Origin of the sequence: Sulfurimonas autotrophica DSM 16294, from assembly GCF_000147355.1 — a bacterium.
Taxonomy (GTDB): Bacteria; Campylobacterota; Campylobacteria; order Campylobacterales; family Sulfurimonadaceae; genus Sulfurimonas; species Sulfurimonas autotrophica.
The window spans coordinates 844,451-867,658 of the sequence record NC_014506.1; the positions used below are offsets into that span (position 1 = coordinate 844,451).

The following is a 23,208-nucleotide window of genomic DNA, read 5'->3' on the forward strand; positions in this document are numbered from 1 at the left end:
ATGTTATTTACCTTCTTTCTCTTCATCATCTTTTTGATTTAATTTGACTTCTTTTTTTTCTTTTGAAGCTGATTCAAGTGTAAGTAAATCATCACTAAGACCTTCGTATCCTAAATCACTGAGTGAAATTGAATCTTTTTCTTTGTGGATAATATGCGGTTCTATAATAATTACAAGTTCTTCAACAGTTTTTACTATTTCTTCATGTTTAAATAAATAACCAAGGACAGGAATACTGCCTAAAATCGGCACCTGATTCGTATCACTTGTGTTTTTGGAGTTAATAAGACCACCTAATATAATTCTATTACCATCTTTAACTGTTACAACAGAAGAGAGTTGACGGCGGTTTAAATCCGGAGGCATATCTCTTCCGCTATTTGACGTTTGTGAAATGTCTGTTGTTGTTTCTGACAATGACGGATTTATTTTAAGTGTAATTGTTTTATCATCCGAAATCTCTGGAGTAATTGTTAAAAGGACACCGGCAAATACAGAATTAACTGTATCATTTTGTGTTGTCGCAGCCACTCCGCCACCTGTTCCTTGTTGATTTGTGGAAGAAATAATTTTATAAAAATACTCAGTTCCAGCGGTAATAAGTGCTGGTTGATTATTTAAAGTGAGTACTTTTGGGTTTGATATAGAGTTTACATCTCCTTGAGTTTTTAAGAACTTGATAACTTCTGTCAGTTGGCCACTAGCGCTCATACTTAATAGCTGTGATGCACCTGCACCTACAGCAGCAGTATCAGTTATGATACCATCTGCAGGTATTGTTGTACCTATATTGTTATAGTTGGCTGTACTAGCAGAAAGCTTGATATTTTGAAGTGCATAAAGCTGCTTCCAATCAATACCTGTAGATTTTCCTTTACTCATTGTTACAGACAAAAGCTGTACATCTATAAGAACTTGTAGTTTTACCTTATCTTGCAGTTTTTTCAAATAGCTTTCAAAACGTTTTAATTGCTTGTCAGTTGCAGTAACAGTAATGAGCCCTGCATTTTTATTAATAATTGGAGGAGTTGCTTTATATATGTCATGTGGACGGTTGAGAACACTTTGAAATTCTGTGTCAAGTTGTTCCCAAAATTTCACTTCATCACTACTTACAATTTGTATGCCTGTTTCAGATGTAGAATTGCCTCCTGTTCCAGATTCGCTTCCACCTTGTGTGGAAGTTGAAGCAGTTGCACCACCTGCTGTACTTCCTTGCTGGGAGTTAGATGAAGAACTGAGGGTAACATCAGTACTGCCACTACTTTTTCTTTGTGAAAGAATATAGTCTATATTAAATACCTTCGTTTTTAAATAAGAGATTTTCAGTAAATTGTTCTCAAGTGTATAAGAAAGGTTGTGTTCTGTTAAGATAATATTTAGTACTTCATCAATCGTTAAATTTTTTAAGTTTGTTTTATTCAATTTTGTATTTAAGAACTTTTTGGCATTTGGATCAGTAACAATGATACTAAAACCACATTCATCACTAAGTTGTTCTATAAAATCAACTATTTTAGTGTTTTTTGCAGAACTGATACTAAAAAGTTCATAAGAACAGTCTGCAAAACTACTTGTTGAAAGCATAACGGTAATCATAGCCGTGTAAACCGATGTTTTTATAAATTTCATTTGAGATCCCTACTTATTGTTGATTTTAATTTTTTTACTTCTGCTCACTGTAGAAAGAAGAAGTTTTTTGTTTTTTCGAATTAATAGAACAGATTTTCTGTCAACCTTAACCAATTTATAGCCATGTACATAACTGCCTTGTTTGTACCATTTTCCATTAATCATTGCTGATTTATTTAAGATGGCCTCTAGTCTGAAGTGTAAAGTTCTGCGTTTGACGACTTTTTTGTATCTTGAATAAGCAGCAGGAACGATCCCTTTCTTTGCTCCTGATAGTTTTGAATCATCATTTTTATGCAAGAAAATAAAAGGGTCTTTGATTTTAGAAATCTCTTTGTCAGAAATTCCAACTCTTGCCGGCTTAATTGCCTCAACCTGCTCATCAACCCATGCTAATTCATTAGAAAACAGTTGTGTTACTATGAGGAGTGTTAATAGTAAGTATAAATTTTTCATTAGTATGTAATCCCCCATACAGATATGTTTAAATCAGAATCTAGAATTTGATTTGCTTTAATATCAAAGTTGTGTATATCAACCACTAGCTCACTTTGTTCTAGTGAATTAATGAATTTTAAGGTATTTTTATAATCTGCTACTGATTTAATAGTGATATCCAATATATGACCAAATGAACTGTCAGCTTGAGCATACCTATTAGTTAAAGTAATTAATTTGACATCATATTTTTGAGCATTTTTGGTTATAGAATCTAAATATTCACCCCACGCACGTTCATCATATATTAAAGATGAAATTGTTTCAATTTTACTTTTTATATATGCATTTGTATCTTTTAATGCAATAATTTCATTATTTACTTTGTTTATTTCTCTTTCAAGTTGTACAATCTTCGACTCTGGATTTCCTTGTAAAAATACTTTATCTTCATTAATTTTAGTTTGAAGGTTATTTACATTTGCCCTAGTACGTTCAAACTTTTCAAAAGAACTGTCCCAAAAAAGGAGATATGCAAAGGCAAAAATAACACCCACAACCATTGCATACGTCATATATGTATCTTTTTGACTTTTATCTTTAAAAGCAGCATCTATTCTATGGAGATAATCTTCAATATTTATTTTCATAATATGCTCACCTTTAATTCACTAAAATATTTATTTGTTTTTACATCAAAAGTAATCTCTTCCAATGTGAACTTGTATTTTCCTTCATGAATTTTAGTTACATACTCAACCAGTTGAGTAATTTTTCTGTCTTTGTCTGAAACTAAATAAAGTGTTAATATTTTTCCTTTACTTCCTTCACTATATTTGGCCGCTTCAATGTTAACACCATGTTTGTTTAAATCTTTGGTGAACATCGCTAAGAGCTTTGCTTTCATAGGATAATCTACTTTTACCTCATGAATTTTAACAAGTGTATTTTTCTTGTCTGTATATTCTTTTTTCTCTTTAGCAAGCAATGTAAACGCTTTGTCTTTATCTGCCCGTCTATTTTTAATTGTAGCTTCTCTTGTTATTTTAATATTATGAAGCTCTTTATATTTTTGTTGGAGTAAATCCTCTTGAAGTGCCTGTGCATAAGTTAAAATCCAGTATGTGATCGGATAAGCAAATGCAAGAGCAAATGAAGCCAATATTAAAATTATAAGTTTACCACTTGCTCTTTTAATAAATTTTGGAGGACGTTTGTACTCGGTGAAATTACATTCGTACCTTTCATCTTTTGGTAATGTTGTATAAAGATGCATAAGTGCATGTAATTGATCTACATAGCTATTTTCTGTTTCAAAACCGTAGTCAAATTCAAATTCACTTGATTTTATATTTAACTCGACTTCCAACATTTCATAGAGTTTTGTGACAGTCGGAAGTTGCGTTCCTATATAAACATGCTCAAATTTTTCAATTTCGAAGGCTCTTTTTGCATATGTAAGAATATCATTAATATTCGCAAAAAATTCTTTATAAAGACGAATAAAGAATTCTTTATACTCGCTCGTAGTTTCTTTTAAATTTTCTTTAGAGAAAAAATGTATGAATTCTTCATATTCAATTCTTTCACCATGTAATTCGCAAAAACGTTCGTGCATTTCCAAAAGAGAATATTTTAAAGATTTTGTATATATGAACTCTTTATTCCCGTAAATAGTTAAAAAAGCATCATTTTCTTGAATATATATGAAACAGTGAACACCATTACTATCAATTAGTTCTTTTGTATAAAGAGATTTTATTAAAAGAGGAGAAGGGATTATTACATCAATATATTTTACTTTTTCAACTACTTTTAAAAAAGTATTTGTTATATCTAAAGGGTCTACAATAAAAACATGAAAATATCTATTCTCCTCATCAAGTGTATTAAATGTTTCTATGTATTGAATTTTATACTCAACTGCCTGGTCGAGTGCTAATTCGTCATATGCTTTGTTGTTGATAGCGTCAAATAAGTCTTCTTCAGGAATATTTTTACTGATTTCAATCTGAGCATTTATAAACTCTTTTGTACTGATATATGAAATTACAAATTGATCTTTTGAAAATTCCGCTGTTGTTGTTTCAGTGATGAAACTTGATATTCCATTAAAGTATGTCTCTTTGTATGGATTAACAGACAATACACTTGAAAAAGAGTGTTGTGTTGATGTATTCATTAACTATAATCCTATTTAAAATGAACTAGTAACATGGAACAAAATTCATCATTGTCGTAAATTTCTATTCTGTAAGTTTTGTTAGTATTATCAATCGAATATTTTTTATTCAAATTATTTAAAGATATATCAATCAGACTCTCGTCAGATGTGCCTTTTTTATAATAACCAATAACATTAACACGGTAGTTCTTAGCTTTGATAACTTTAAAATCGTCATTTACATAAAATTCTGAAGCTTTCGGTAGAGAAACTTCCTTGCCATCTACAACAAACTTAAATTTATTTTGACAATTTTTCGACATTTTAAAGTACTGAGGTCTCAGTGTGGTCACTAATTTGTTGCCTATGTACACTAAGTATCTACCTCTTTTCTTTTTTACTTCGCCCAATGGATTGGAAAAATAAAACTCGTTACTTTTTGATTCTATCGGAATATAGCTTAAAGATTTTTTTATATTATTTAAATTTAACAAAAAATTGTGATTTATTACTAAAGTGCCATAATTTTTTATTATTTTTGAAATCTCTTCTATATTTAGGTTAAAGTCCCTTGTATAGTCGATATCCATGATTTTCATATATTCTTCAATGGCGACTAATTGATAAAATACTTTTTGAGCCAAAGAAGATAAGTTCTTACTTGTTTCTATAGCAAATGCAGGTTTTGAATGTTTTACTGCAAAATAAGTAAGGGATTGCTGCATTTGTATATCCTCATTTTTAGTATTTGTATTTTTAACATTAAAACTATGGTGTTTTTTGAGCAGTTTTTTATTTATATTGTCTTTTACAGTTAATGCTATGCCGTTGAGATCACCAAAAGGCTGTGCTCGCAAGAGCTTACACTGGTCTATAACACAGGTTTGTCCCCATGCATCGGGATTATAAATATTTCCTTCACTCTTTTTGCGGTAAAATCCATGGCCGTCATGTAAATTTAAAATTAGTGAAATATTGGGTAAAAGAATAATTTTTTTGATTTCTTCAACAATTTTTTTATCTTTATCATTGTTTTTGATGTGGTTGAATTTTCTATTCATATCACCATGTATACCACGTTTGTTTGCAATAATACTCGCTTTATTTAAGGTTGGAATTATCCATAAATTTTTTGATTTGATTGTATAATGTGTTGCTAAAATTTCAGGTGCAAAATAGCCGCCGGGTTCATTGCCGTGAATACCGCCTATAACTAACAGAGTAGTGTTTGAGTCACTATTTTCTTTTTTTATTAAATTGATATTTGCACTCAGGACAGATGAGAGAATAAGCGCTATACATATTTTGAAAACAGGAGACATCTATTTCTCTGTTATTATATTAAATTTATTATCTTGCAGCTTAACAATTAGAACTTTTCGTCCATTAAAAGAAAAACTATTGGATTTATACTCTTCATCAAAAGTTATTCTATACACACTTTTCATATTTGGATAGGTGACAATATTGATATTGCGAAACAGTATAGTTTTACTTTCATACTTGGCAAAAATTCTTGTCTTATATTTTTTAAATCTTTTAAAATCCATTCCATCATATCTTTTAAATTCCGGTGCATAAAAATTAAGATAATTCTCTGTTTCATTATAGAGCCAAGCATAGCGCCATGCATAAAGTGTAGAGAGAAGCTGTGAGAGTGTTTTCTTAGAAGGAGTAGTACTGTCATTCGCATTTTCTTTAATAATAAGAACTGTTTTTTTAATATCTATATTCCTATTCATACACTCAATGCTTTTATTGTTAATAGCAATGCAGCCTTTTGTAAACGCATCTCTTTCTTGATTTGTAGGTAAACCATGAATCCAGATACCTTGTCCTGTTTTACCTTCGTATCTATCATATAAATTTGGATAAGAAGTAACAAAAGCCATCGGACCGTAAAAAGAATCAACTTTAGATATTTTTTTTATGATATCATAAACACCAATAGGCGTTTTAAGGTCTCCTTCCTTTCTTTTGTCCCCTTTAAGTTTTCCGGTAAATGCGCTGTATTCTTTTCGGAGCTTGTATGTGTTGTTGGAATCTTTTGAATAGATTAAAAGCTCTGATTTTGACTTGTCACATAATAAGATATTTGTATATGATTCTATATAGCCAAATTTTGTGTCTTTATTTTTGAGATATTCTTTCCAATACGTTGTCTCTGTAAGACTTTTATCTAGTGCTTTTTCGATATTTTTAATACCATGGAGTCTATAATTTGTTAATATTTTATTGTCTGAAGCAAAAATAGAAGTTGAAAGAAAAAGAGTCAATAAGATATTGACAGTTCTAGTGTAGAACTTATTTTCCATTGTCATATCCTATCTCTTTTAAGAAGTTTTTATCTTTTGTCCAGCCTTTTTTTACTGTTACTTGGAGATTAAGATAAGCTTTTTTTCCACTAAGTCTTTCAATTTTTTCACGAGCAGATTTTCCTATTCTTTTTACTGCTTCTCCGCCTTTACCAATAATAATACCTTTTTGAGACTCTTTTTCTATAATAATAGTAGCATAAATTCTGTCAATGCCGGCTTCTTCTTCAATTGAATCAATAATGACATCAGATTCGTAAGGCACTTCATCGCTGATATTTTCAAAAATAGCTTCACGGACAAATCCTGCATAGATATCACGAACAAGTTCACTTGTTAAATCCTCGGGATCATAAAGATAAGGTGAGTCCGGCAAATTTTTTGCAATAATATCCAGTAAATCTTTATGTCCGACTTTACGAGGTATAGCAACAGGAATAAGTGCTTCAAAATGATCAGCATATTTATTATATGAACCAATAGCCTTAAAAAGTTTTTCTTGAGAAACCTGATCAATTTTACTCAGTACTATTATATGCTTCACTCGTCCGTTATTGATTTGCAGAAATTTTTCATAATGCTCTGTGGAGTCAGTAACAGGAGCCAGATAAACGATGAGATCACAATCACCCATCGCTTTGAGTGCTTCATCAAGCATAAATTGATTCAACATTTTTTCTTTTTCATGCAGACCGGGTGTGTCAACAAAAATAATTTGTGCATTCTCATGCATAACAATTGCATTTGAGCGTTTTCTTGTAGCATTTGCCTTTTGGCTTACCATTGCAATTTTTTCACCTAAGAGTGAGTTCATAAGGGTACTTTTACCCGCATTTGGACGTCCGATTAAGGAAACGAAACCAGCTTTAGTCATTTAATTGTCCTATAATATATATCTTGATAAATCTTCATCTTCTACGGCGTCATCCAGTTTTTCATGTACTAGTTTTGCTGTAATAATGAACTCTTTTCCTTTGTACTCAGCAGCATTAAAGCTAATGTCTTCAAGGATAAGCTCTAATACTGTGTGCAATCGTCTTGCTCCAATATCTTCAGCCGTTTCATTAGCTCGATGTGCAAGTTTTGCAATAGCTCTGACAGCCTCATCCTCAAATATTAATTCCATCCCTTCAACAGCCAAAAGGGCTTGATACTGTTTAAGCAGAGAACTTTGTGTTTGTGTTAAAATTTTATAAAGTGTATCTTCTGTTAATGCTTCTAATTCAACACGTAAAGGAAATCTTCCTTGCAGCTCGGGAATTAAATCGCTCGGTTTACTGACATGAAAAGCACCGGCTGCAATGAAAAGGATATGGTCGGTGTTAATAGTTCCATATTTTGTTGAAACACTGCTTCCTTCTACAATCGGGAGTAAGTCTCTTTGTACGCCTTCTTTTGAAGGGTCATTTCTACCCTGGCTTTTTTCACTAAGTGCTATTTTATCTATTTCATCAAGGAAAATAATGCCTCCGTTTTCAGCTCGTCTGAGTGCTTCGGCATTGACTCTTGTCATATCAAGAAGCTTTGTAGCCGCTTCTTGTCGAAGAAGTATTTTTGCGTCTTTTACAGTCACTTCTTTTTTGTTGTCTTCTTTGTTAATTGTTGCAAATACTTTGGAAAAACTTTCCTGGACTTTTGCCATTTCCGGCGGCAGGTTTGTATCGTTAAATTCTACATTGAGTTTTTCAATTTCAAGTTCTATTACTTTGTCGTCCATTTCACCTGATTCTATGCGCTTTTCCATCGCTTCAAGCAGTCTTTGATAATCGTCTTTTTTACTTTCACTCGCACCTGCAGGAAGAGGGGGAAGCAGTTTTTCTGTAATTTTATTAATGATGTAGTTTTCTATTTTTTCTTTGTTGGCTTTTTCTTGTTCAGCTTTTACTATAGAGATAGAATTCACAACTAGATCACGAATCATAGACTCTACATCACGACCGACAAAACCGACTTCTGTGTATTTACTTGCTTCCACTTTAATAAAAGGCACCTTCATCATTTTTGCCAAACGTCTAGAAATTTCAGTTTTTCCGACCCCTGTTGAACCTATCATTAAAATATTTTTGGGAGTAATTTCATTTTTAAGTTCATCATCAAGCTGCATACGTCTGTAACGTGTGCGCAGAGCAAGTGCGATAGTTTTTTTCGCATCTTTTTGAGCAATCACATAGTTGTCTAAATACTCTACAATTTCTTTAGGTGTTAAATTCATACTATTTATCTCCTTGAATCGGAAGTAATTCCGCTTCAATTCCTTTCACTAAAGCTACGCCTGAAGGCGAGAAAAAATATTTCATATTTTACGCATCCTCTAAAATTAAAGTTTTTATATTATGATTTGTATATATACATAAGTCAGCTGCGATGTGTAGAGATTCTTTGACAAGGTCTTCCTCATCGAGCGAAGCATGTTTTTTCAAAGCGCGTGCAGCGGATATAGCAAAATTTCCGCCGCTGCCAATGGAAGCTATTTCACCGTCTTCAGGCTCGACAACATCACCGTTTCCTGTCAGTATAAAAATATGTTCCTTGTTTAAAACAATCATCATGGCTTCAAGACGGCGTAAAACCTTGTCTTTTCTCCAAGCCTTAGAAAACTCAACAACGGACTTGAGCAAATCCCCTTTTTTATTTTCTAAAAACTCTTCAAACATATCAAACAGGTTGAAAGCATCAGCAGTGCTTCCGGCAAATCCTGCAAGGATTTTACCGTGATACAGTGTACGAATTTTAGTTGCATTACCCTTTAATACGCTGTCTCCAAAGGTGACTTGACCGTCACCGCCGATAACGGATTTGTTTTTGCCTCTGTAGGCCAGTATGGTAGTGGCATCAAACATTATTTGTCTCCTTTTACAAAGAAGTGAATTCTTTGAAAAATTCCTCTCGCTGAAGCTACACCTAGCGGTGAGAAATAATACATATTCTTATTCTCCCTGCACGTCTACATGTAATTTGGCATGAATACCATGACCAAGTTTTAAATCCAAATCGTGTTCACCGACTGTTTTTACAGCCATTTTATCTGTAATTGCTTTTTTGTCTATTTCAATACCATGCTGCTCTTTGAGGACATTGGCAACTTCTTCTTTTGTAATAGCACCAAAAAGATGACCGTTGTTTCCTACTTTTTTCGTGATAACAACTTCAATTTTATCGAGTTTTTGTGCTATTTCTTTGAGACTTGCAATTTCGGCTGCTTCGGCTGCTTTGAGTCTTTCTTGTTCAGCTTTATGCTCAGCTAAAATTTCAGGTGTTGCATGTTTTGCAAAGCCTTTACCTATTAAAAAGTTTTTTCCGTAACCATCTTTTACTTCTTTGACGTCGCCGGCTTTACCTAAACTTTTAACATCTTTTACTAACAATACTTTCATATATTATTCCTAATTTTTATATTATCTTTCAATTTCACCAGAGTAAGAAACAATACCATTTGTAAGGTTGCCAATTTTTGTGTAACCGTTATCTGTTAAAATTCTCGCAACATGTGCAGAACGGCTTCCTACATGGCAGTAAAGTATGATATTTTCATCTTTGCCGATTTTTGCTTCTTCCCATGTCTGGAAAAATGAACTTGTAGGTACCAATTTGTCCGCACCTTTAATGTGCCCCATTTGCCACTCCATGTACTCACGAACATCCACAAGTTTAAAATTAACCATCCCGAGTTCACGTGCTTCAAGAAGTGAAACAAGTTCATCACCATCTAACTCATTTTTGTTTACAAGCAGTTCACACTCTTCTTTTGTAAGCCCTCTTGAATGTGTATGGGAAACCTCTTCCATTCCTAGTTCAACGCGCTTTTTCTCAGCATATTCTGGAGTACAGAAAATTCCACAGTGACAGACACCGTCTTGTGGTATCTCTTTTTCTATGGCAGGCTTACATGGGCAGACTCTGTCATCAACAGATTTTGGCTTTTCACCTGTAGTGTCAACCATAAAACAAGGGCAAAAACGTTTTTTGTACATCATTTTGTTACGCGCAAGACCCATCTGCACACCTTCGTTTACATCTTCTTGAGGGTTGTACACCCAGCCAAACTGCGCATTTACTTTATCGGTAAATTTGATTGTTTTTTCTAGTTCAGCCTGAAACTCCGGCGAATTCATATCAATTTTAATCATACTCATCTTTACTTCCTACTTGTTTTTGAATTTATTTCTTGCTTTACCTTCAATGATAAAACGTAATGCATTGAGTTTAATAAAACCTTCCGCATCTTTTTGATTATAGACTTCATCTTCTTCAAAAGTTGAGTATTCCGGGTTAAAAAGTGATACATCAGAGCTTCTTCCGACAACTGTAACATTGCCTTTATAAAGTTTTAATCTTACAGTTCCTTCAACCCACTTTTGTGTTTGATCAATTGCTGCTTGTAACATTTCACGCTCAGGTGCAAACCAAAAACCATTATATATAAGTTTTGCATAGCGAGGCATCATCTCATCTTTTAAATGTGCCGCTTCACGGTCAAGTGTGATTGATTCCATTGCGCGGTGCGCTTTTAGCATGATAGTTCCGCCCGGAGTTTCATAACATCCACGGGCTTTCATGCCGACAAAACGGTTTTCAACGATATCAACACGACCAATACCATGTTTGCCGCCTATTTCATTTAGTGTTTTAAGCATTGTCGCCGGGCTTAACTCTTCGCCGTTAAGTGCAATCGGGTCACCGTTTTTGTAAGTAAGTTCAATATACTCAGCAGCATCAGGTGCTTTTTCAGGAGAAGCAGTCCAAAGCCACATAGACTCTTCAGGCTCTGCTGCAGGATCTTCTAAAATTCCGCCTTCATAAGAGATGTGAAGCAGGTTCGCATCCATAGAATAAGGAGATTTTTTTCCTTTTTTCTCAATTTGAATCCCATGCTCGGCTGCATAAGCCAAAAGTTTTTCACGAGAGTTTAAATCCCATTCACGCCAAGGTGCAATGATAGTAAGTGTTGAATCCTGTCCAAGGTAGCCCATTTCAAAACGAACCTGGTCATTTCCTTTTCCTGTGGCACCATGGGCAACACCGTCGGCACCGGTAATTTTTGCGATCTCTGCTTGACGTTTTGCTATAAGAGGACGGGCAATAGAAGTACCAAGAAGATATTCACCTTCATAAATTGCATTGGCTCTAAACATTGGGAAAACAAAATCTTTTACAAATTCTTCACGTAAATCATCAATAAAAATATTTTCAGGTTTAATGCCAAGTTCAAGTGCTTTTGTGCGTGCGGGTTCAAGCTCTTCGCCTTGTCCTAAATCTGCCGTAAATGTAACAACTTCGCATTTGTATTCATCCTGCAGCCATTTTAGTATAACACTTGTGTCGAGTCCGCCAGAGTATGCTAAAACAACTTTTTTAACACTTTTTTTCATGTAAAAAACCTTTGATAATAAAATAATTACCGCGATTATAGCGAAAAATAAGTGAGAAGTTTCTTATGATATTTGTATTTGAGGTTTTAGATAAAGATTAGTAAAGGAAAGGGTTACATGTAAAGAAGTGCCGCAGAGAGATTAATGTCTGCAAGCAAGGAAAATTATCCTTTTGAATCGAATAATATTCCACTTACTTCTTGCATCTTTGGAAGAAAATCTTGTGCTTGTTCAGCTGGAAATCTTCTAATCATTTTATCTGTTTTTACATCTATTGCCGCAACATAAAAGATGTCATTTCTATCCACACCGAATTTTATATTTGTGTTAAGCGGTGCAAGTGCATCATTGAGTTGTTTTACCAAATCTTCTACACTTTCTTTCGAATCCATTCTTTTTGTATTGTCTACTGCAGATTCCTGTATTTCTTTGACTACATCAGACTGTTTTGTTCTTGTTTGCGTACTTTGTTGTACCTGTTGAGACTGTTCTTGTGCTCTTCCTTGAACTTCTGCAGAACCTACCTGTGATTGTTGCTGTCTTGCAACGTTTGCAATGCCATCCATGACTTACTCCTCTTGAAAAGTATAATTATTAGTGACAAAATCGACCATTAGTTTAATAACTTTAGAAAATATTTGATTTTTTTTTGTTTATCCTAAAAATTTTATGATAATCTTGCATTGATGAAAGAATATATAACACTTTTAAAAGAAGAAAAAGTACTCAGAAAACTCTCTGCCATACAGCTGATTTCCTATTTTGGCGCATGGTTTTCCAACGTTGCTATTTATACGTTGCTTATTGAGTTACATGTATCGGCTTGGGTTATTGGTTTTGTAGCAATGCTGAATTTTTTGGCAGGTGTTATTCAGGCACCGCTCTCTGGTCCTATAATCGACAGAATGAACCCGAAAAAATTGATGCTTTCACTTATAGTTGTGGAAATTATTGCTACGATTTCTTTGATATTTGTCACACAGATTTCAGATTTATGGCTTTTATACCTGCTGATTTTTTTTAAAATGGCGGCAGCTTCGTTTTATTTTACGACGGAAATGTCACTTTTGCCGAAAATTTTGCATGGCAGTAAATTACAGCGCTCGAATGAACTGCATTCTATTATTTGGTCGCTTTCATATACATTGGGAATGGCTGTAAGCGGTTTTGTCGTTTATTGGTTTGGCATTAAAACCGCTTTTTTACTTGACGGTTTTATGTTTGTTATAGCTTTTGTGTTGCTTTATAAAACGCAGATACAAATTGAGATGCTTCATGTGGAAGAAAATATTTTTGCAATGATGAAAGAGACTTTTGTCTATGTAAAAAAGAATCCTAAAGCACTGCATTTGATGCTGGTACACTCTTTTGTCGGGTTAACGGCTTTTGATGCTCTTGTAGCATTAATGGTAGAGAGATATTATGCATCTGTAATAGCTACATCTTTGGCTCTTGGTCTTTTGCACTCCGCACGGGCAGTCGGACTTGTAATCGGTCCCATATATATTGGCAAATGGATAAACAATAAAAGACTAATGTATATATTCATAGCGCAGGGATTGGCCGTCTGGCTATGGGCATTTGTGATGCACAATTTTTATTTGTCACTTGCAGCAAGTGTCATTGTGGGATTTTTTACGACGACTTTATGGTCTTACAGTTATACGCTGTTGCAAAAAAATATAGAAAAAAAATATTATGGGCGTATTGTTGCCTATAATGATATGCTCTTTTTATCATCCGCTGCCTTTACATCCTATATGATTGGATTTTTGGCGACACATTCATTTTCTTTAGAGGCAATTACAGCTATAATGGGCAGTGGTTTTTTTATAGGAGCAATTTACTATAAATACGTACTAAAAAGTCAAAAAATTAAAGAGATTTCATGATAAGTTTTGCAATTATAGGCGGCATACTTTTAAATATCGGTGCATACCTTACATATAAAGGAAAGATATATCAGGCAGTTATTGTCTATATATTTGCGGATATCTGTTGGATAGTGATGGCAGTGCAAAAAGAGGATATGCTTGGTGCGGGGTTTATTATTACAGGCACGATATTTGGATTTTTAGCATTCATAAAGATGAAAAATGGTGCAATGGAGAAAAGTTTGAACAAAGAGGAAACTGAATGATATATAAATCAAAAGAAGGTGATATTAGTCTGGAGAAGTTAACCCGGCTTTACGGTGCAGTTGTGATAGACATGCAGGGTGAAATTGCCGAAATGAGTCTGGAATGGTTTGATCTGTATGGCGATAAAGTTAAATTGATGCATTATGTACTTGTGTTTGATTATACATTGCCGGGAGAAAATGTCAGAGATAAAAAAGTCTTAGAATTTGATACAAAAGAGGCACTTATAGAGACGATGCAAGAGGTAGCACAATTTTTTCAAAAATAATTTCACAAGATACTAAAAAAGTACTCTCACTGGCTTTTCCTGCGGCACTGAAACATCTTGTAGATATTCTTCAAGTCCTTATAGATATGCTGATGGTCGGAACGGTAAGTGTTGCAGCACTTGCAGCTGTAGGTATGAGTATGCAGTTTATGATGATAGTCAATGTTTTGATGACACTTTATGTCATTGGTGGAAATGCGCTCATTTCGCGTTTTATAGGGCAGGGGAGAAAAAACAGAGCCTCTGCACTGCTCTTTTCTCTTGTAATTCTTGCCGTCATTCTAGCTTTTTTTGTAACCATCGGCGGTTATTTCGGGAGTGAACATTTTTACAGCTGGATGGGTGCAACACCGGCTGTTGTAGAGCAGGGAAGTATTTATTTTAAAATCCTTTCCCTCGGCATTGTCGTGATATTTTTGGATAACCTGCTTTATAATGCCCTGAGTGCTGCGGGAGATACAAAGAGCTCTTTTTATATAAAGCTTTCCTCAGCAGGCATGAATGCTTTTATGAACTATGTATTGATATTCGGTCATTTCGGCTTTGAAGCGATGGGCATTGAGGGTGCGGCTATTGCAACGGTTATCTCTTATATATTTAATGTCATTGCTTACTATATATTGATAAAAAAGATGAATTCTAGTCTTGATTTTGTACCGATAATACGGATAAAAGATGTGAAAAGAGTGCTGAAAGTCGGCTGGAGTGCAGCACTTGACCGTGGTATATCAAGTATGAGCTTTCTGGTTTTTGTCTCCATTATAACAGCATACGGAACGGCAGAACTTGCAGGGTATCAGGTCGGGCTTCGGGTTGAGGGTATTGCTTTTATGCCCGGTTTTGGTTTTGCCATTGCCGCTATGGCTTTGGTCGGGCAGAATATAGGATCGAAAAACTTTGAACAGGCATACAATATGGGCATTATTTCGGGACGAATTGCTTATATTTTTATGGGGAGTGTTGGTCTTGTTATGATACTTTTTCCTGAGTTTCTCGTCAGCTTTTTTACCAAAGATACGCTTACGATTGCCGTTGCGTCACAGTATTTGATTTTAGTCGGGCTTGCTCAGATTCCACTTGCAATTATGTTTGTTTACTCTGCGGCACTTCGAGGCGCAGGGGCTACAAAAACAACACTTAAAGTCAATGTAACTTCTTTATGGCTTTTTCGTGTTATTCCCTCTTATATAGCTTATAAAATGGGCTTTGGTCTTGCAGTTATATTTGCCATTATGAATATAGAAACCTTGATAAAAGGGATTATTTACTCTTATTTATATTCGAAAAAAGAGTGGCTCTATACCAAAGTCTAAGTTTTTTTAGCAAGTTTAAGATAAAATCACAGTATGAATAAACAAGAGTATAAACAAGCAGTAGAAAAATTGAATCTTTGGGCATATCACTATTATGTTTTGGATGATCCTATAATGACGGATGAGGTTTATGATAAGCTTTATAAAGAAGTTGAGCAGTATGAAGAGGCACATCCTGAAGATATATTAAAAAATTCTCCGACACAAAGAGTGGGTGATGTTGTCAGTGAGGGTTTTGCAAAAGAGCCGCATCTTTCGCGTATGTGGTCTTTAGAAGACATTTTTGATGCTGATGGGCTGAAAAAATGGCTGGAGAAAGTATATAGGCTTGATTCTCATGTCACATTTTATTGTGAACCAAAGTATGATGGTGCTTCGCTCAATCTTGTATATGAAAATGGTGAATTGCAGAAAGGAATTACTCGAGGAGATGGAACAGTCGGTGAGCGTATTACACAAAATGTCAAAACCATACACACTGTTCCTTTAAGCATTGAGCATAAAGAGCTTATAGAGATTCGCGGTGAGGTTGTGATTTTTAAAGATGAATTTGACAAAATAAACAAAGAACGATTAAAAAAAGGAGAACCGCCTTTTGCAAATCCGCGTAATGCGGCTGCGGGGAGTCTTCGTCAGCTTGACCCGAGTATTACCGCTGCCCGCAATCTTGTTTTTCTTCCTTACGGTGTAGGTGTCAATACGCTGCCTCATAAACTCTTGAATGATAAAATGTCTTATATTTATGAACTTGGATTTCGTAAACCGCCGCTTCGTGCCATTACAAAAGGGTATGATGAAATAGAAGCCATTTATGAGAGGATGAAAGAAGAACGTGAGAGTTACTCTATGATGCTTGACGGTATGGTGGTAAAAGTGAATGAAATAGCCGCGCAAATAGATATGGGCTATACTGTAAAGGTTCCGCGCTGGGCAGTGGCTTACAAGTTTCCTGCAGTTGAAAAGATTACTCGCCTCAAAAATATCATATTACAGGTGGGGCGTACAGGGGTAGTGACACCTGTTGCCGTGGTTGAACCGACAGAGATAGAAGGTGCCGTGGTGGAGAGGGCAACGCTGCATAACTTCGATGAGATAGAGCGTATGGATATCCGCATAGGTGATCAAGTGATAATTTTGCGAAGCGGGGATGTCATTCCTAAAATCGTAAAAGTGCTTACGCAGGAGAGAGACGGCAGTGAAGTGAAAATTGAGCGTCCTACGCATTGCCCTGTTTGCGGGAGTGAACTGCTGCAAGAAGAGGTGCTTATAAAATGTCAAAACCTTAAATGTGAAGCGCGTGTTGTAAATTCCATTATCTATTTTGCTTCAAAACAGTGTCTAAATATTGATGGACTGGGCAATAAAATAGTTGAACAGCTTTTTAATGCAGGACTTGTAAGAAGTGTACTTGATTTATTTTCACTAACTCAAGAAAAACTGCTTGAACTTGAAGGCTTTAAAGAGAAAAAAGCACAAAATCTACTTCGTTCCATAGAGAATGCAAAAGGGTGTGAACTTTGGCGTTTTATCAATGCACTGGGGATTGAGCATATCGGAGAAGTGGCATCAAAAAGGATAGCTGAGGCTTTTGGTCTGGAGTATATTCATCAGAATAAAGAACAGCTTCTTACTATAGAAGGTATAGGCGATGAGATGGCGGAGTCTTATTTAGAATTTATGCGGGTCAACGAAGAGACAGTAGTCAAACTTCAAGAGATACTCCGTCCCGTAGAGCCAAAAAAACGAGAAGAAGCACAAGATAATCCTTTTAAAGGCAAAAGAATTGTACTCACAGGAACAATGAGCGAACCGCGACCGGTTATAAAAGAAAAACTCGAAGACTTAGGCGCAAAAGTAAGCGGCAGTGTGAGTAAAAAAACAGACTATGTCATTTACGGTGAAGATGCCGGAAGCAAGTATGACAAAGCCATTAGTTTAGGTGTGAAAACACTTACAGAAGATGAACTTAAAGAGTTATTACAGTGAGATTAGATAACTATTTGGTAGAAAACGATTTTGTAGAGAGCAGGAATAAAGCTCAGACTATTGTTAAAGAAGGGCTTGTTTATGTTAATAATATGCTTGTTAAGAAGCCTGCTTTTCAAGTGCAGCAGAGTGATGAGGTGCGTGTTTTGGAACATAGGTCTTATGTCTCGCGTGCGGCCTTTAAACTTGATGAATTTTTAAATGAAACAGGTTTACATGTAAAGGGTAAAACAGCATTGGATATCGGTTCTTCTACCGGCGGATTTACTCAGGTTTTACTTGAGCGAGGTGCAGGGAAGGTAAGCTGCGTGGATGTCGGAAGAGAGCAGTTACATCACTCTTTACGTAAAGATGAACGGGTACATGTATATGAAAACTGTGATATTCGCAAATTTGAACCTGACAAGCAATTTGATTTGATAGTAAGTGATGTGGCTTTCATTTCACTGCTTTATATTTTAGACGATGTCGACAGACTTGGCAGTGAAGACATTATTCTACTTTTTAAACCGCAGTTTGAAGTAGGGCGTGAGGCAAAACGAGATAAAAACGGTGTTGTTACAGACAAAAAAGCCATAGCTAATGCCATGACAAAGTTTGAAGATGCCTGCAGACTGAAAAACTGGCAGTTATTGCAAAAGTCTCCTTCAAAACTCACAGGAAAAGAAGGTAACTTGGAGTACTGCTACTATTTTAAAAAGTGATTTCTTTTAATTGAGAAAAAATTATAGAAGTTAAATAAGTTAATATATACTATAATTCAACAAAGAATGATTTATAATTAAGAGGTGTGAATGAACAAAACGACGACAATTTCCATAGGCGGATTTGATGGTATGCATATTGGTCATCAGGCACTTTTTGACAAGCTTGATGACAAGGGTACTATTGTAGTTATTGAAACAGGCTATGCAAATCTTACACCTGACAGGTTTAGAGAGCGTTATACAACTCATCGTATTGTTTACTTGAAGCTTGATGATATACGTCATTTGGACGCAAAAGGCTTTGTCAACCTCTTAAAAGTTAAGTTTCCAAAATTAAAAAAAATCGTTGTTGGGTATGATTTTCATTTCGGTAAAGACAGAAAATACTCTTATGATGATTTAAAAAACATATTTAAAGGAGAAGTTGTGGTGGTAGAAGAAGTAAAACATAATAATGACTCGGTACATTCGCATAAAATACGTGCCAAACTTCAAATTGGTGATATAAAAGGCGCCAATGAATTTCTCGGACATAATTATATGGTCGTAGGCAAAAGAATTGACGGGCAGGGGCTTGGCTCAAAAGAACTCTTTGCCACAATCAATCTAGATGTAAAGGACTTTTTATTGCCAAAAGAGGGTGTTTATGCAACACTCACACGAATAGATGATGAAGAACATTATCATCCTTCTGTAAGTTTTATAGGACATCGTGTAAGTACGGACGGCACTTTTGCAGTGGAGTCGCATATACTTGACGGAGAGCTTACATGTAAAGACAAGGCTGAAATAAGCTTTGTCGATTTTATAAGAAACAATGAAAAGTTTGACTCGATACAAGAGCTCAAAGAGGCAATTAAAAAAGATATAGCAAAAGCTGGCAAAGAACTGAAGTTCTTACAACTCTAAGGAAAAACTTGAACAGAGAATATTTAGAAAACAAAAACACCATACACTTTCAATTTGAACAAAACAAAGAAGACTTTATAGTGGATGAAATTCCTCTTGCATTTAAAGGAAACGGTAATTTTGCCATTTTACATGTAAAGAAGGTGGAACTCACAACCTGGGATATGATAGCGGCTTTCGCCGAATTTTTAAACATTTCGGCTGAAAAAATCGGCTATGCAGGACTTAAAGACAAACATGCTACTACGACGCAGTATATTTCGGTTGAAGCCAAATATGAAAAACAGCTTAAAAGGTTCAAGCATCCACAGATTAAAATACTAAATAGCACAAGGCACACACACTCCATCAGAATGGGTGATTTGGCGGGGAACCATTTTAGTATTAACCTTTTTGGAGTAAGCCCCATAGAAGCAGGGCAGATTGAAAAAAGAGCTGCCAAGATTGCGAAAAACGGACTACCGAATTATTTTGGTTATCAGCGTTTTGGACGTGATGAGGACTCTATAGAGCAGGCACGTGAGATGATAGCCGGTGAGTTACACATAAATGATGCAAAACTGAAAAAATTTCTTATCTCTATCTATCAATCTTATTACTTTAACGAGTGGCTGCATGAACGTGTTGTACTCTCACGCAATAAAAATGAAGGAAAATTTTTACTTTTAGAGGGGGATATTTATCTCACGCAAGATGGTAAACTCTTTACACCTAAAAATATTGTGCAAAAAGATTTTGAAGCTCATAAGGTCGTACCAACAGGACTTTTATGTGGACGTGATGTTTATCGAGCGCGTGCTAAAGCGGGTGAGATAGAGGCAAAATATGATGATGCTTTTTTATATGACAAAGGATTGCGTCGTGAAGCTGTCATCTTCCCAACTGATATAAAACTTGACTATAAAAATAATTTTGATATCTTGAATATCAGCTTTATGCTTCCAAAAGGCTCGTATGCGACAGTTTTTCTAGAAGCGATAGCAAATAACAATTTTAGAGCTAAAAGATTAACTTCAAAAACTACTAAATAAAATGTTATAATTTGTAGAATTTAACTCAGGATGACATGATGCTAATTACAAATCAAGATGTTTCAAATCTGCTGAAATTCTCAAAAGAAATAGAAAAGAATATTGTTCTAATAGCAACTCGCGGGATTAAAGTCGATACTGTAGAAGCAATTTTTGAGAGAAGAAAAATATCTGCAAAAAAGTTTAGAGACTCTTATGGTATTCCAATTATTGAATATTTTTTAGCTGTCGTAGAGGGTGAAAAACCTTTGGGTGCATGTCCTTTTATGAGTAAATTGGTGCATTTTTTGATGCAAAAAGGTATTACACCTAGAGAAGTTTTTGATATCTGTATGGGATTACGCAAAAGCCTAGTAGCATTTTTGCTAAGAAAAGATATAGCAAATCCAGCATTGCTAATGGATGAAATGGCAATGGTGTTTGATGCCAACCTATCCGGAGTTCTTGAAAGTTTTACAGACCTCTATGATAAAATGCAAGAAAATTTAGAACATGCAAAGATGAAAAATAAAAGGTGGCAGCAAACTTCGCAGATTATAAATGCAATAAATACAAAAATAATTATTGTAGAAGATGGGCGCATCATACTTGCAAATAAAACATTTTTAGAGATGCTCAATGTTGACAATTTGAAGGAATTATATCAAAAGCACACAAACGTATTTTATTTTTTAGAAGGCGTGGATGTTTATGAAGATGAGTATCAAAAGAATATACAACAGTGGATAGAAAAAGTACATCAAAGCAATAAAACTTTTAAGACAAAAATATATAATCAAAAACTAAAAAAAGGGTTTGTATTCAGTGGGAATATAACAACGATGCAGATGCATCAAACGACCCAGTATATAATCACTCTGAATAATATTTCAAAATATATACTGGATGAAAAAATATTAAAAGATATGCTTACCCATGATGAATTAACAGGTTTTAGAAATTATGCAACTTTTGAAAAATTGCTTGGAAAAATAATTCAAAGAGCTCAAAGAAATGACATAAAACTCTTTTTGGCCATTGCTGATATTCCAGAGTTACGAGAAATAAATGAAAACAAGGGCAGAAACAGAGGAGATATGGTTATCTGTGAAGTTGCAGAGGATTTAAGATATTTAGTTGACAGTCATATATATCTTGCAAGATTAGAAGGGAGCAGATTCGGTATATTAATACAGTATGAAAATGAACAAACAGCTTATGATTGGTGTGTTAAGTTATTTAATAAAATGGAACAAAGAGCTGAAAAAAAGACTTTAGCAATAACAGAAGTTGATGCAACGGAAAGTATCAGCAAACTTATGGTGAGAGCTTATGCATTAATCGATCAGGCAAATACAATAGAAGATAGTTTTGTTCTTCATGACTTTCAAGATATTATTGAATATAATAAATTGCCGTTACAAAGTCAGTTTACGGATAAATTATCGAAGTTAAATTCTATAGAAATAACTGTTTTTTATAAGGAATTACCTTTGGTTTCAAATGCAAAAATTTTATCGGTATCAGATGAGCGTATTAATGTAAAATTATCATTGAAGCAGATAAAAGCAGTTCAAAATGATATGATAATTTATTTTAAATTAACATTGTTTGATACTGTTAAGGCTTCTATACAAAGCATAGATATAGATAATCAAACTGTTTGGATTGATAGATTTAGATTTGATAAACATTCCCCATTAAGAAGAAAACTATATAGAATTGAAGCAGATAAAAATATCAAAGCATATCTTGCAGCTGGAGAGAGAGAAGATGATGTTGAGGTATTAAATATGAATATACAATATATTGCAGTAAAAATAGGCAGAAAAAGAAGCTTGGATATTAATTCGCAAGTATATTTGGAGATGCAGTTACCTCTAAGAGATGTTTTTAAACAATTTAGTTCAAATTGTACAGTAACAAGAATTGAAAAAATACTAGGTGGATATAAACTGGTTTTATTATGTCATTTAAACAATGAGAATCAAGATATGTTGTCACACTATATTGCAAATCATCAAAGAGATATTATTCATGACCTTCAGTTATAAGTTATTTTACCACTCTTCCTCTTCTTCATTTATTTCCGAATCATCATAAGGGTCCATATGTGTTAAAATATGGACTTTTTTATCATCAAAAAGAGCTTTGATTTTTGCTTCTATTTTATCGGCGATTAGGTGAGCATCATATAAAGAGATACTGATATTAAAGACTAAATGATAGGAGATAAAGATGTGTGAACCGGATTCTCGTGTTTGCAGATAATGATAAGCGGTAATTTCCGGTTCACTTTTCAAAATAGCTTCTATTTTTTGTACATCTTCTTTTGCAAGTGCAACATCAAGAAGCATTAACACACCCTCTTTTATGATAGGAACAGCAGAATAAATCATATAAAATGCAATAGCAATACCTAAAATCGGGTCAATTAATTGTTCTCCCGTATACTCAATAGCAACAAGTGCGAAAAGAACTGCACCGTTTGAAAAAATATCTGTTTTATAGTGAAGAGCATCGGCACGAATGACCATATTTTTTGTCTTTTTTGCGACATAATTAAGAAATACAACTAAAAAACCGGTAATTATAAAAGAAGCAACCATAACATAAATACTTGCACCCATATATTCCATAGGCGCAGGATGCATAATTTTTGATATAGCTTCATAGAGAATAAAGAGTGCCGAAAACGAGATAATCGTTCCCTCAATTACAGCTGCAAGCGGTTCTAGTTTACTACGACCGAAATGAAACTGCTCATCAGGGTGTTTTTCTGCGTTATGAAGAGCAAAGTAATTAAACATAGAAACAGTTAAGTCAAGCAAAGAGTCAATAGCTGATGCCAAAACAGCGATAGAGCCGCTTAAAATACCCACTGTTAACTTCAGTAAAACAAGGAGAGCTGCTACACTGCTTGAGGCAACAGTTGCTTTTTTCTCTAATCGCATAA

General features: G+C 34.5%; 23 protein-coding genes. 9 read left to right on the top strand and 14 right to left on the bottom strand.

Features of this window, described 5'->3' with window-relative positions; genetic code table 11:
• Positions 1-3: 3 nt before the first annotated feature.
• The 13 genes from mshL to SAUT_RS04495 all read right to left on the bottom strand — a co-directional run bounded on the left by mshL (position 4) and on the right by SAUT_RS04495 (position 12,484).
• Complete coding sequence (gene mshL / locus SAUT_RS04435; protein WP_013326672.1) at positions 4-1,632, bottom strand: pilus (MSHA type) biogenesis protein MshL; 1,629 nt, start codon at positions 1,630-1,632, stop codon at positions 4-6.
• A 9-nt stretch (positions 1,633-1,641) separates the two neighbouring features.
• Complete coding sequence (locus SAUT_RS04440) at positions 1,642-2,088, bottom strand: hypothetical protein (RefSeq protein WP_013326673.1); 447 nt, start codon at positions 2,086-2,088, stop codon at positions 1,642-1,644.
• Positions 2,088-2,720, bottom strand: a complete 633-nt coding sequence (locus SAUT_RS04445; RefSeq protein ID WP_013326674.1) for a hypothetical protein — start codon at positions 2,718-2,720, stop codon at positions 2,088-2,090. Before SAUT_RS04445 ends, SAUT_RS04440 begins: the two co-directional genes overlap by 1 nt.
• Positions 2,717-4,252, bottom strand: a complete 1,536-nt coding sequence (locus SAUT_RS04450) for a hypothetical protein (RefSeq protein WP_013326675.1) — start codon at positions 4,250-4,252, stop codon at positions 2,717-2,719. The genes SAUT_RS04445 and SAUT_RS04450 overlap by 4 nt, the downstream gene beginning before the upstream one ends.
• Positions 4,253-4,263: 11 nt before the next feature.
• Positions 4,264-5,556, bottom strand: coding sequence for a M99 family carboxypeptidase catalytic domain-containing protein (locus tag SAUT_RS04455; protein ID WP_013326676.1), 1,293 nt, complete (start codon positions 5,554-5,556; stop codon positions 4,264-4,266).
• Positions 5,557-6,549 carry a L,D-transpeptidase family protein gene (locus SAUT_RS04460; protein WP_013326677.1) on the bottom strand — a complete coding sequence of 331 codons (993 nt, stop codon included), beginning with the start codon at positions 6,547-6,549 and terminating at the stop codon, positions 5,557-5,559.
• Positions 6,539-7,423 carry a GTPase Era gene (gene era, locus SAUT_RS04465; RefSeq protein ID WP_013326678.1) on the bottom strand — a complete coding sequence of 295 codons (885 nt, stop codon included), beginning with the start codon at positions 7,421-7,423 and terminating at the stop codon, positions 6,539-6,541. The genes SAUT_RS04460 and era overlap by 11 nt, the downstream gene beginning before the upstream one ends.
• A 9-nt stretch (positions 7,424-7,432) precedes the next feature.
• Entirely contained in the window at positions 7,433-8,761 is a 1,329-nt protein-coding gene (hslU, locus tag SAUT_RS04470; RefSeq protein WP_013326679.1) for an ATP-dependent protease ATPase subunit HslU, read from the bottom strand.
• 88 nt (positions 8,762-8,849) lie between these two features.
• Positions 8,850-9,389: an ATP-dependent protease subunit HslV gene (gene hslV, locus SAUT_RS04475; RefSeq protein WP_013326680.1), complete on the bottom strand. Its 540-nt coding sequence runs from the start codon at positions 9,387-9,389 to the stop codon at positions 8,850-8,852.
• Positions 9,390-9,476: 87 nt separating this feature from the next.
• Positions 9,477-9,923 carry a 50S ribosomal protein L9 gene (rplI, locus tag SAUT_RS04480; protein WP_013326681.1) on the bottom strand — a complete coding sequence of 149 codons (447 nt, stop codon included), beginning with the start codon at positions 9,921-9,923 and terminating at the stop codon, positions 9,477-9,479.
• A 21-nt stretch (positions 9,924-9,944) separates the two neighbouring features.
• Positions 9,945-10,682, bottom strand: a complete 738-nt coding sequence (locus tag SAUT_RS04485) for a ferredoxin-thioredoxin reductase catalytic domain-containing protein (protein WP_013326682.1) — start codon at positions 10,680-10,682, stop codon at positions 9,945-9,947.
• Between the two features lie 9 nt (positions 10,683-10,691).
• Positions 10,692-11,918 carry an argininosuccinate synthase gene (locus tag SAUT_RS04490; protein WP_013326683.1) on the bottom strand — a complete coding sequence of 409 codons (1,227 nt, stop codon included), beginning with the start codon at positions 11,916-11,918 and terminating at the stop codon, positions 10,692-10,694.
• 164 nt (positions 11,919-12,082) lie between these two features.
• Complete coding sequence (locus SAUT_RS04495) at positions 12,083-12,484, bottom strand: flagellar protein FlaG (RefSeq protein WP_013326684.1); 402 nt, start codon at positions 12,482-12,484, stop codon at positions 12,083-12,085.
• A 120-nt stretch (positions 12,485-12,604) separates the two neighbouring features.
• Between SAUT_RS04495 and SAUT_RS04500 the strand changes: the two genes are divergently transcribed.
• The 9 genes from SAUT_RS04500 (at position 12,605) to SAUT_RS04540 (ending at position 22,306) form a co-directional block, all read left to right on the top strand.
• Positions 12,605-13,810, top strand: coding sequence for an MFS transporter (locus SAUT_RS04500; protein WP_013326685.1), 1,206 nt, complete (start codon positions 12,605-12,607; stop codon positions 13,808-13,810).
• Positions 13,807-14,058, top strand: coding sequence for a hypothetical protein (locus SAUT_RS04505; RefSeq protein ID WP_013326686.1), 252 nt, complete (start codon positions 13,807-13,809; stop codon positions 14,056-14,058). The genes SAUT_RS04500 and SAUT_RS04505 overlap by 4 nt, the downstream gene beginning before the upstream one ends.
• On the top strand, positions 14,055-14,327 hold the full coding sequence (locus SAUT_RS04510; protein WP_013326687.1) for a hypothetical protein: 273 nt from the start codon (positions 14,055-14,057) through the stop codon (positions 14,325-14,327). The genes SAUT_RS04505 and SAUT_RS04510 overlap by 4 nt, the downstream gene beginning before the upstream one ends.
• Before the next feature lie 47 nt (positions 14,328-14,374).
• Positions 14,375-15,640: an MATE family efflux transporter gene (locus tag SAUT_RS04515; RefSeq protein WP_083778300.1), complete on the top strand. Its 1,266-nt coding sequence runs from the start codon at positions 14,375-14,377 to the stop codon at positions 15,638-15,640.
• 33 nt (positions 15,641-15,673) lie between these two features.
• Positions 15,674-17,626 (top strand): NAD-dependent DNA ligase LigA, encoded by a 1,953-nt coding sequence (ligA, locus tag SAUT_RS04520; RefSeq protein ID WP_013326689.1) that lies wholly within the window; start codon positions 15,674-15,676, stop codon positions 17,624-17,626.
• Positions 17,623-18,330 (top strand): 23S rRNA (cytidine-2'-O)-methyltransferase TlyA, encoded by a 708-nt coding sequence (gene tlyA / locus SAUT_RS04525; protein WP_013326690.1) that lies wholly within the window; start codon positions 17,623-17,625, stop codon positions 18,328-18,330. Before ligA ends, tlyA begins: the two co-directional genes overlap by 4 nt.
• A gap of 90 nt (positions 18,331-18,420) precedes the next feature.
• Positions 18,421-19,242 (top strand): bifunctional riboflavin kinase/FAD synthetase, encoded by an 822-nt coding sequence (locus SAUT_RS04530; RefSeq protein ID WP_013326691.1) that lies wholly within the window; start codon positions 18,421-18,423, stop codon positions 19,240-19,242.
• Positions 19,243-19,250: 8 nt separating this feature from the next.
• Positions 19,251-20,273: a tRNA pseudouridine(13) synthase TruD gene (locus tag SAUT_RS04535; protein WP_013326692.1), complete on the top strand. Its 1,023-nt coding sequence runs from the start codon at positions 19,251-19,253 to the stop codon at positions 20,271-20,273.
• A 35-nt stretch (positions 20,274-20,308) separates the two neighbouring features.
• On the top strand, positions 20,309-22,306 hold the full coding sequence (locus tag SAUT_RS04540) for a diguanylate cyclase domain-containing protein (protein WP_083778301.1): 1,998 nt from the start codon (positions 20,309-20,311) through the stop codon (positions 22,304-22,306).
• Positions 22,307-22,312: 6 nt separating this feature from the next.
• Here SAUT_RS04540 and SAUT_RS04545 read toward each other — a convergent pair whose 3' ends face one another.
• Positions 22,313-23,206, bottom strand: coding sequence for a cation diffusion facilitator family transporter (locus SAUT_RS04545; RefSeq protein ID WP_013326694.1), 894 nt, complete (start codon positions 23,204-23,206; stop codon positions 22,313-22,315).
• Positions 23,207-23,208: the final 2 nt, after the last annotated feature.

Coding starts and splice junctions, on each gene's coding strand:
- SAUT_RS04460 (WP_013326677.1), bottom strand. CDS start 6,549: ATGGAAAATAAGTTCTACACTAGAACTGTCAATATCTTATTGACTCTT.
- era (WP_013326678.1), bottom strand. CDS start 7,423: ATGACTAAAGCTGGTTTCGTTTCCTTAATCGGACGTCCAAATGCGGGT.
- hslU (WP_013326679.1), bottom strand. CDS start 8,761: ATGAATTTAACACCTAAAGAAATTGTAGAGTATTTAGACAACTATGTG.
- hslV (WP_013326680.1), bottom strand. CDS start 9,389: ATGTTTGATGCCACTACCATACTGGCCTACAGAGGCAAAAACAAATCC.
- SAUT_RS04530 (WP_013326691.1), top strand. CDS start 18,421: ATGAACAAAACGACGACAATTTCCATAGGCGGATTTGATGGTATGCAT.
- SAUT_RS04455 (WP_013326676.1), bottom strand. CDS start 5,556: ATGTCTCCTGTTTTCAAAATATGTATAGCGCTTATTCTCTCATCTGTC.
- SAUT_RS04505 (WP_013326686.1), top strand. CDS start 13,807: ATGATAAGTTTTGCAATTATAGGCGGCATACTTTTAAATATCGGTGCA.
- SAUT_RS04510 (WP_013326687.1), top strand. CDS start 14,055: ATGATATATAAATCAAAAGAAGGTGATATTAGTCTGGAGAAGTTAACC.
- SAUT_RS04450 (WP_013326675.1), bottom strand. CDS start 4,252: ATGAATACATCAACACAACACTCTTTTTCAAGTGTATTGTCTGTTAAT.
- ligA (WP_013326689.1), top strand. CDS start 15,674: ATGAATAAACAAGAGTATAAACAAGCAGTAGAAAAATTGAATCTTTGG.
- rplI (WP_013326681.1), bottom strand. CDS start 9,923: ATGAAAGTATTGTTAGTAAAAGATGTTAAAAGTTTAGGTAAAGCCGGC.
- SAUT_RS04490 (WP_013326683.1), bottom strand. CDS start 11,918: ATGAAAAAAAGTGTTAAAAAAGTTGTTTTAGCATACTCTGGCGGACTC.
- SAUT_RS04485 (WP_013326682.1), bottom strand. CDS start 10,682: ATGAGTATGATTAAAATTGATATGAATTCGCCGGAGTTTCAGGCTGAA.
- SAUT_RS04445 (WP_013326674.1), bottom strand. CDS start 2,720: ATGAAAATAAATATTGAAGATTATCTCCATAGAATAGATGCTGCTTTT.
- SAUT_RS04545 (WP_013326694.1), bottom strand. CDS start 23,206: ATGCGATTAGAGAAAAAAGCAACTGTTGCCTCAAGCAGTGTAGCAGCT.
- SAUT_RS04440 (WP_013326673.1), bottom strand. CDS start 2,088: ATGAAAAATTTATACTTACTATTAACACTCCTCATAGTAACACAACTG.
- mshL (WP_013326672.1), bottom strand. CDS start 1,632: ATGAAATTTATAAAAACATCGGTTTACACGGCTATGATTACCGTTATG.
- SAUT_RS04500 (WP_013326685.1), top strand. CDS start 12,605: ATGAAAGAATATATAACACTTTTAAAAGAAGAAAAAGTACTCAGAAAA.
- SAUT_RS04495 (WP_013326684.1), bottom strand. CDS start 12,484: ATGGATGGCATTGCAAACGTTGCAAGACAGCAACAATCACAGGTAGGT.
- SAUT_RS04540 (WP_083778301.1), top strand. CDS start 20,309: ATGATGCTAATTACAAATCAAGATGTTTCAAATCTGCTGAAATTCTCA.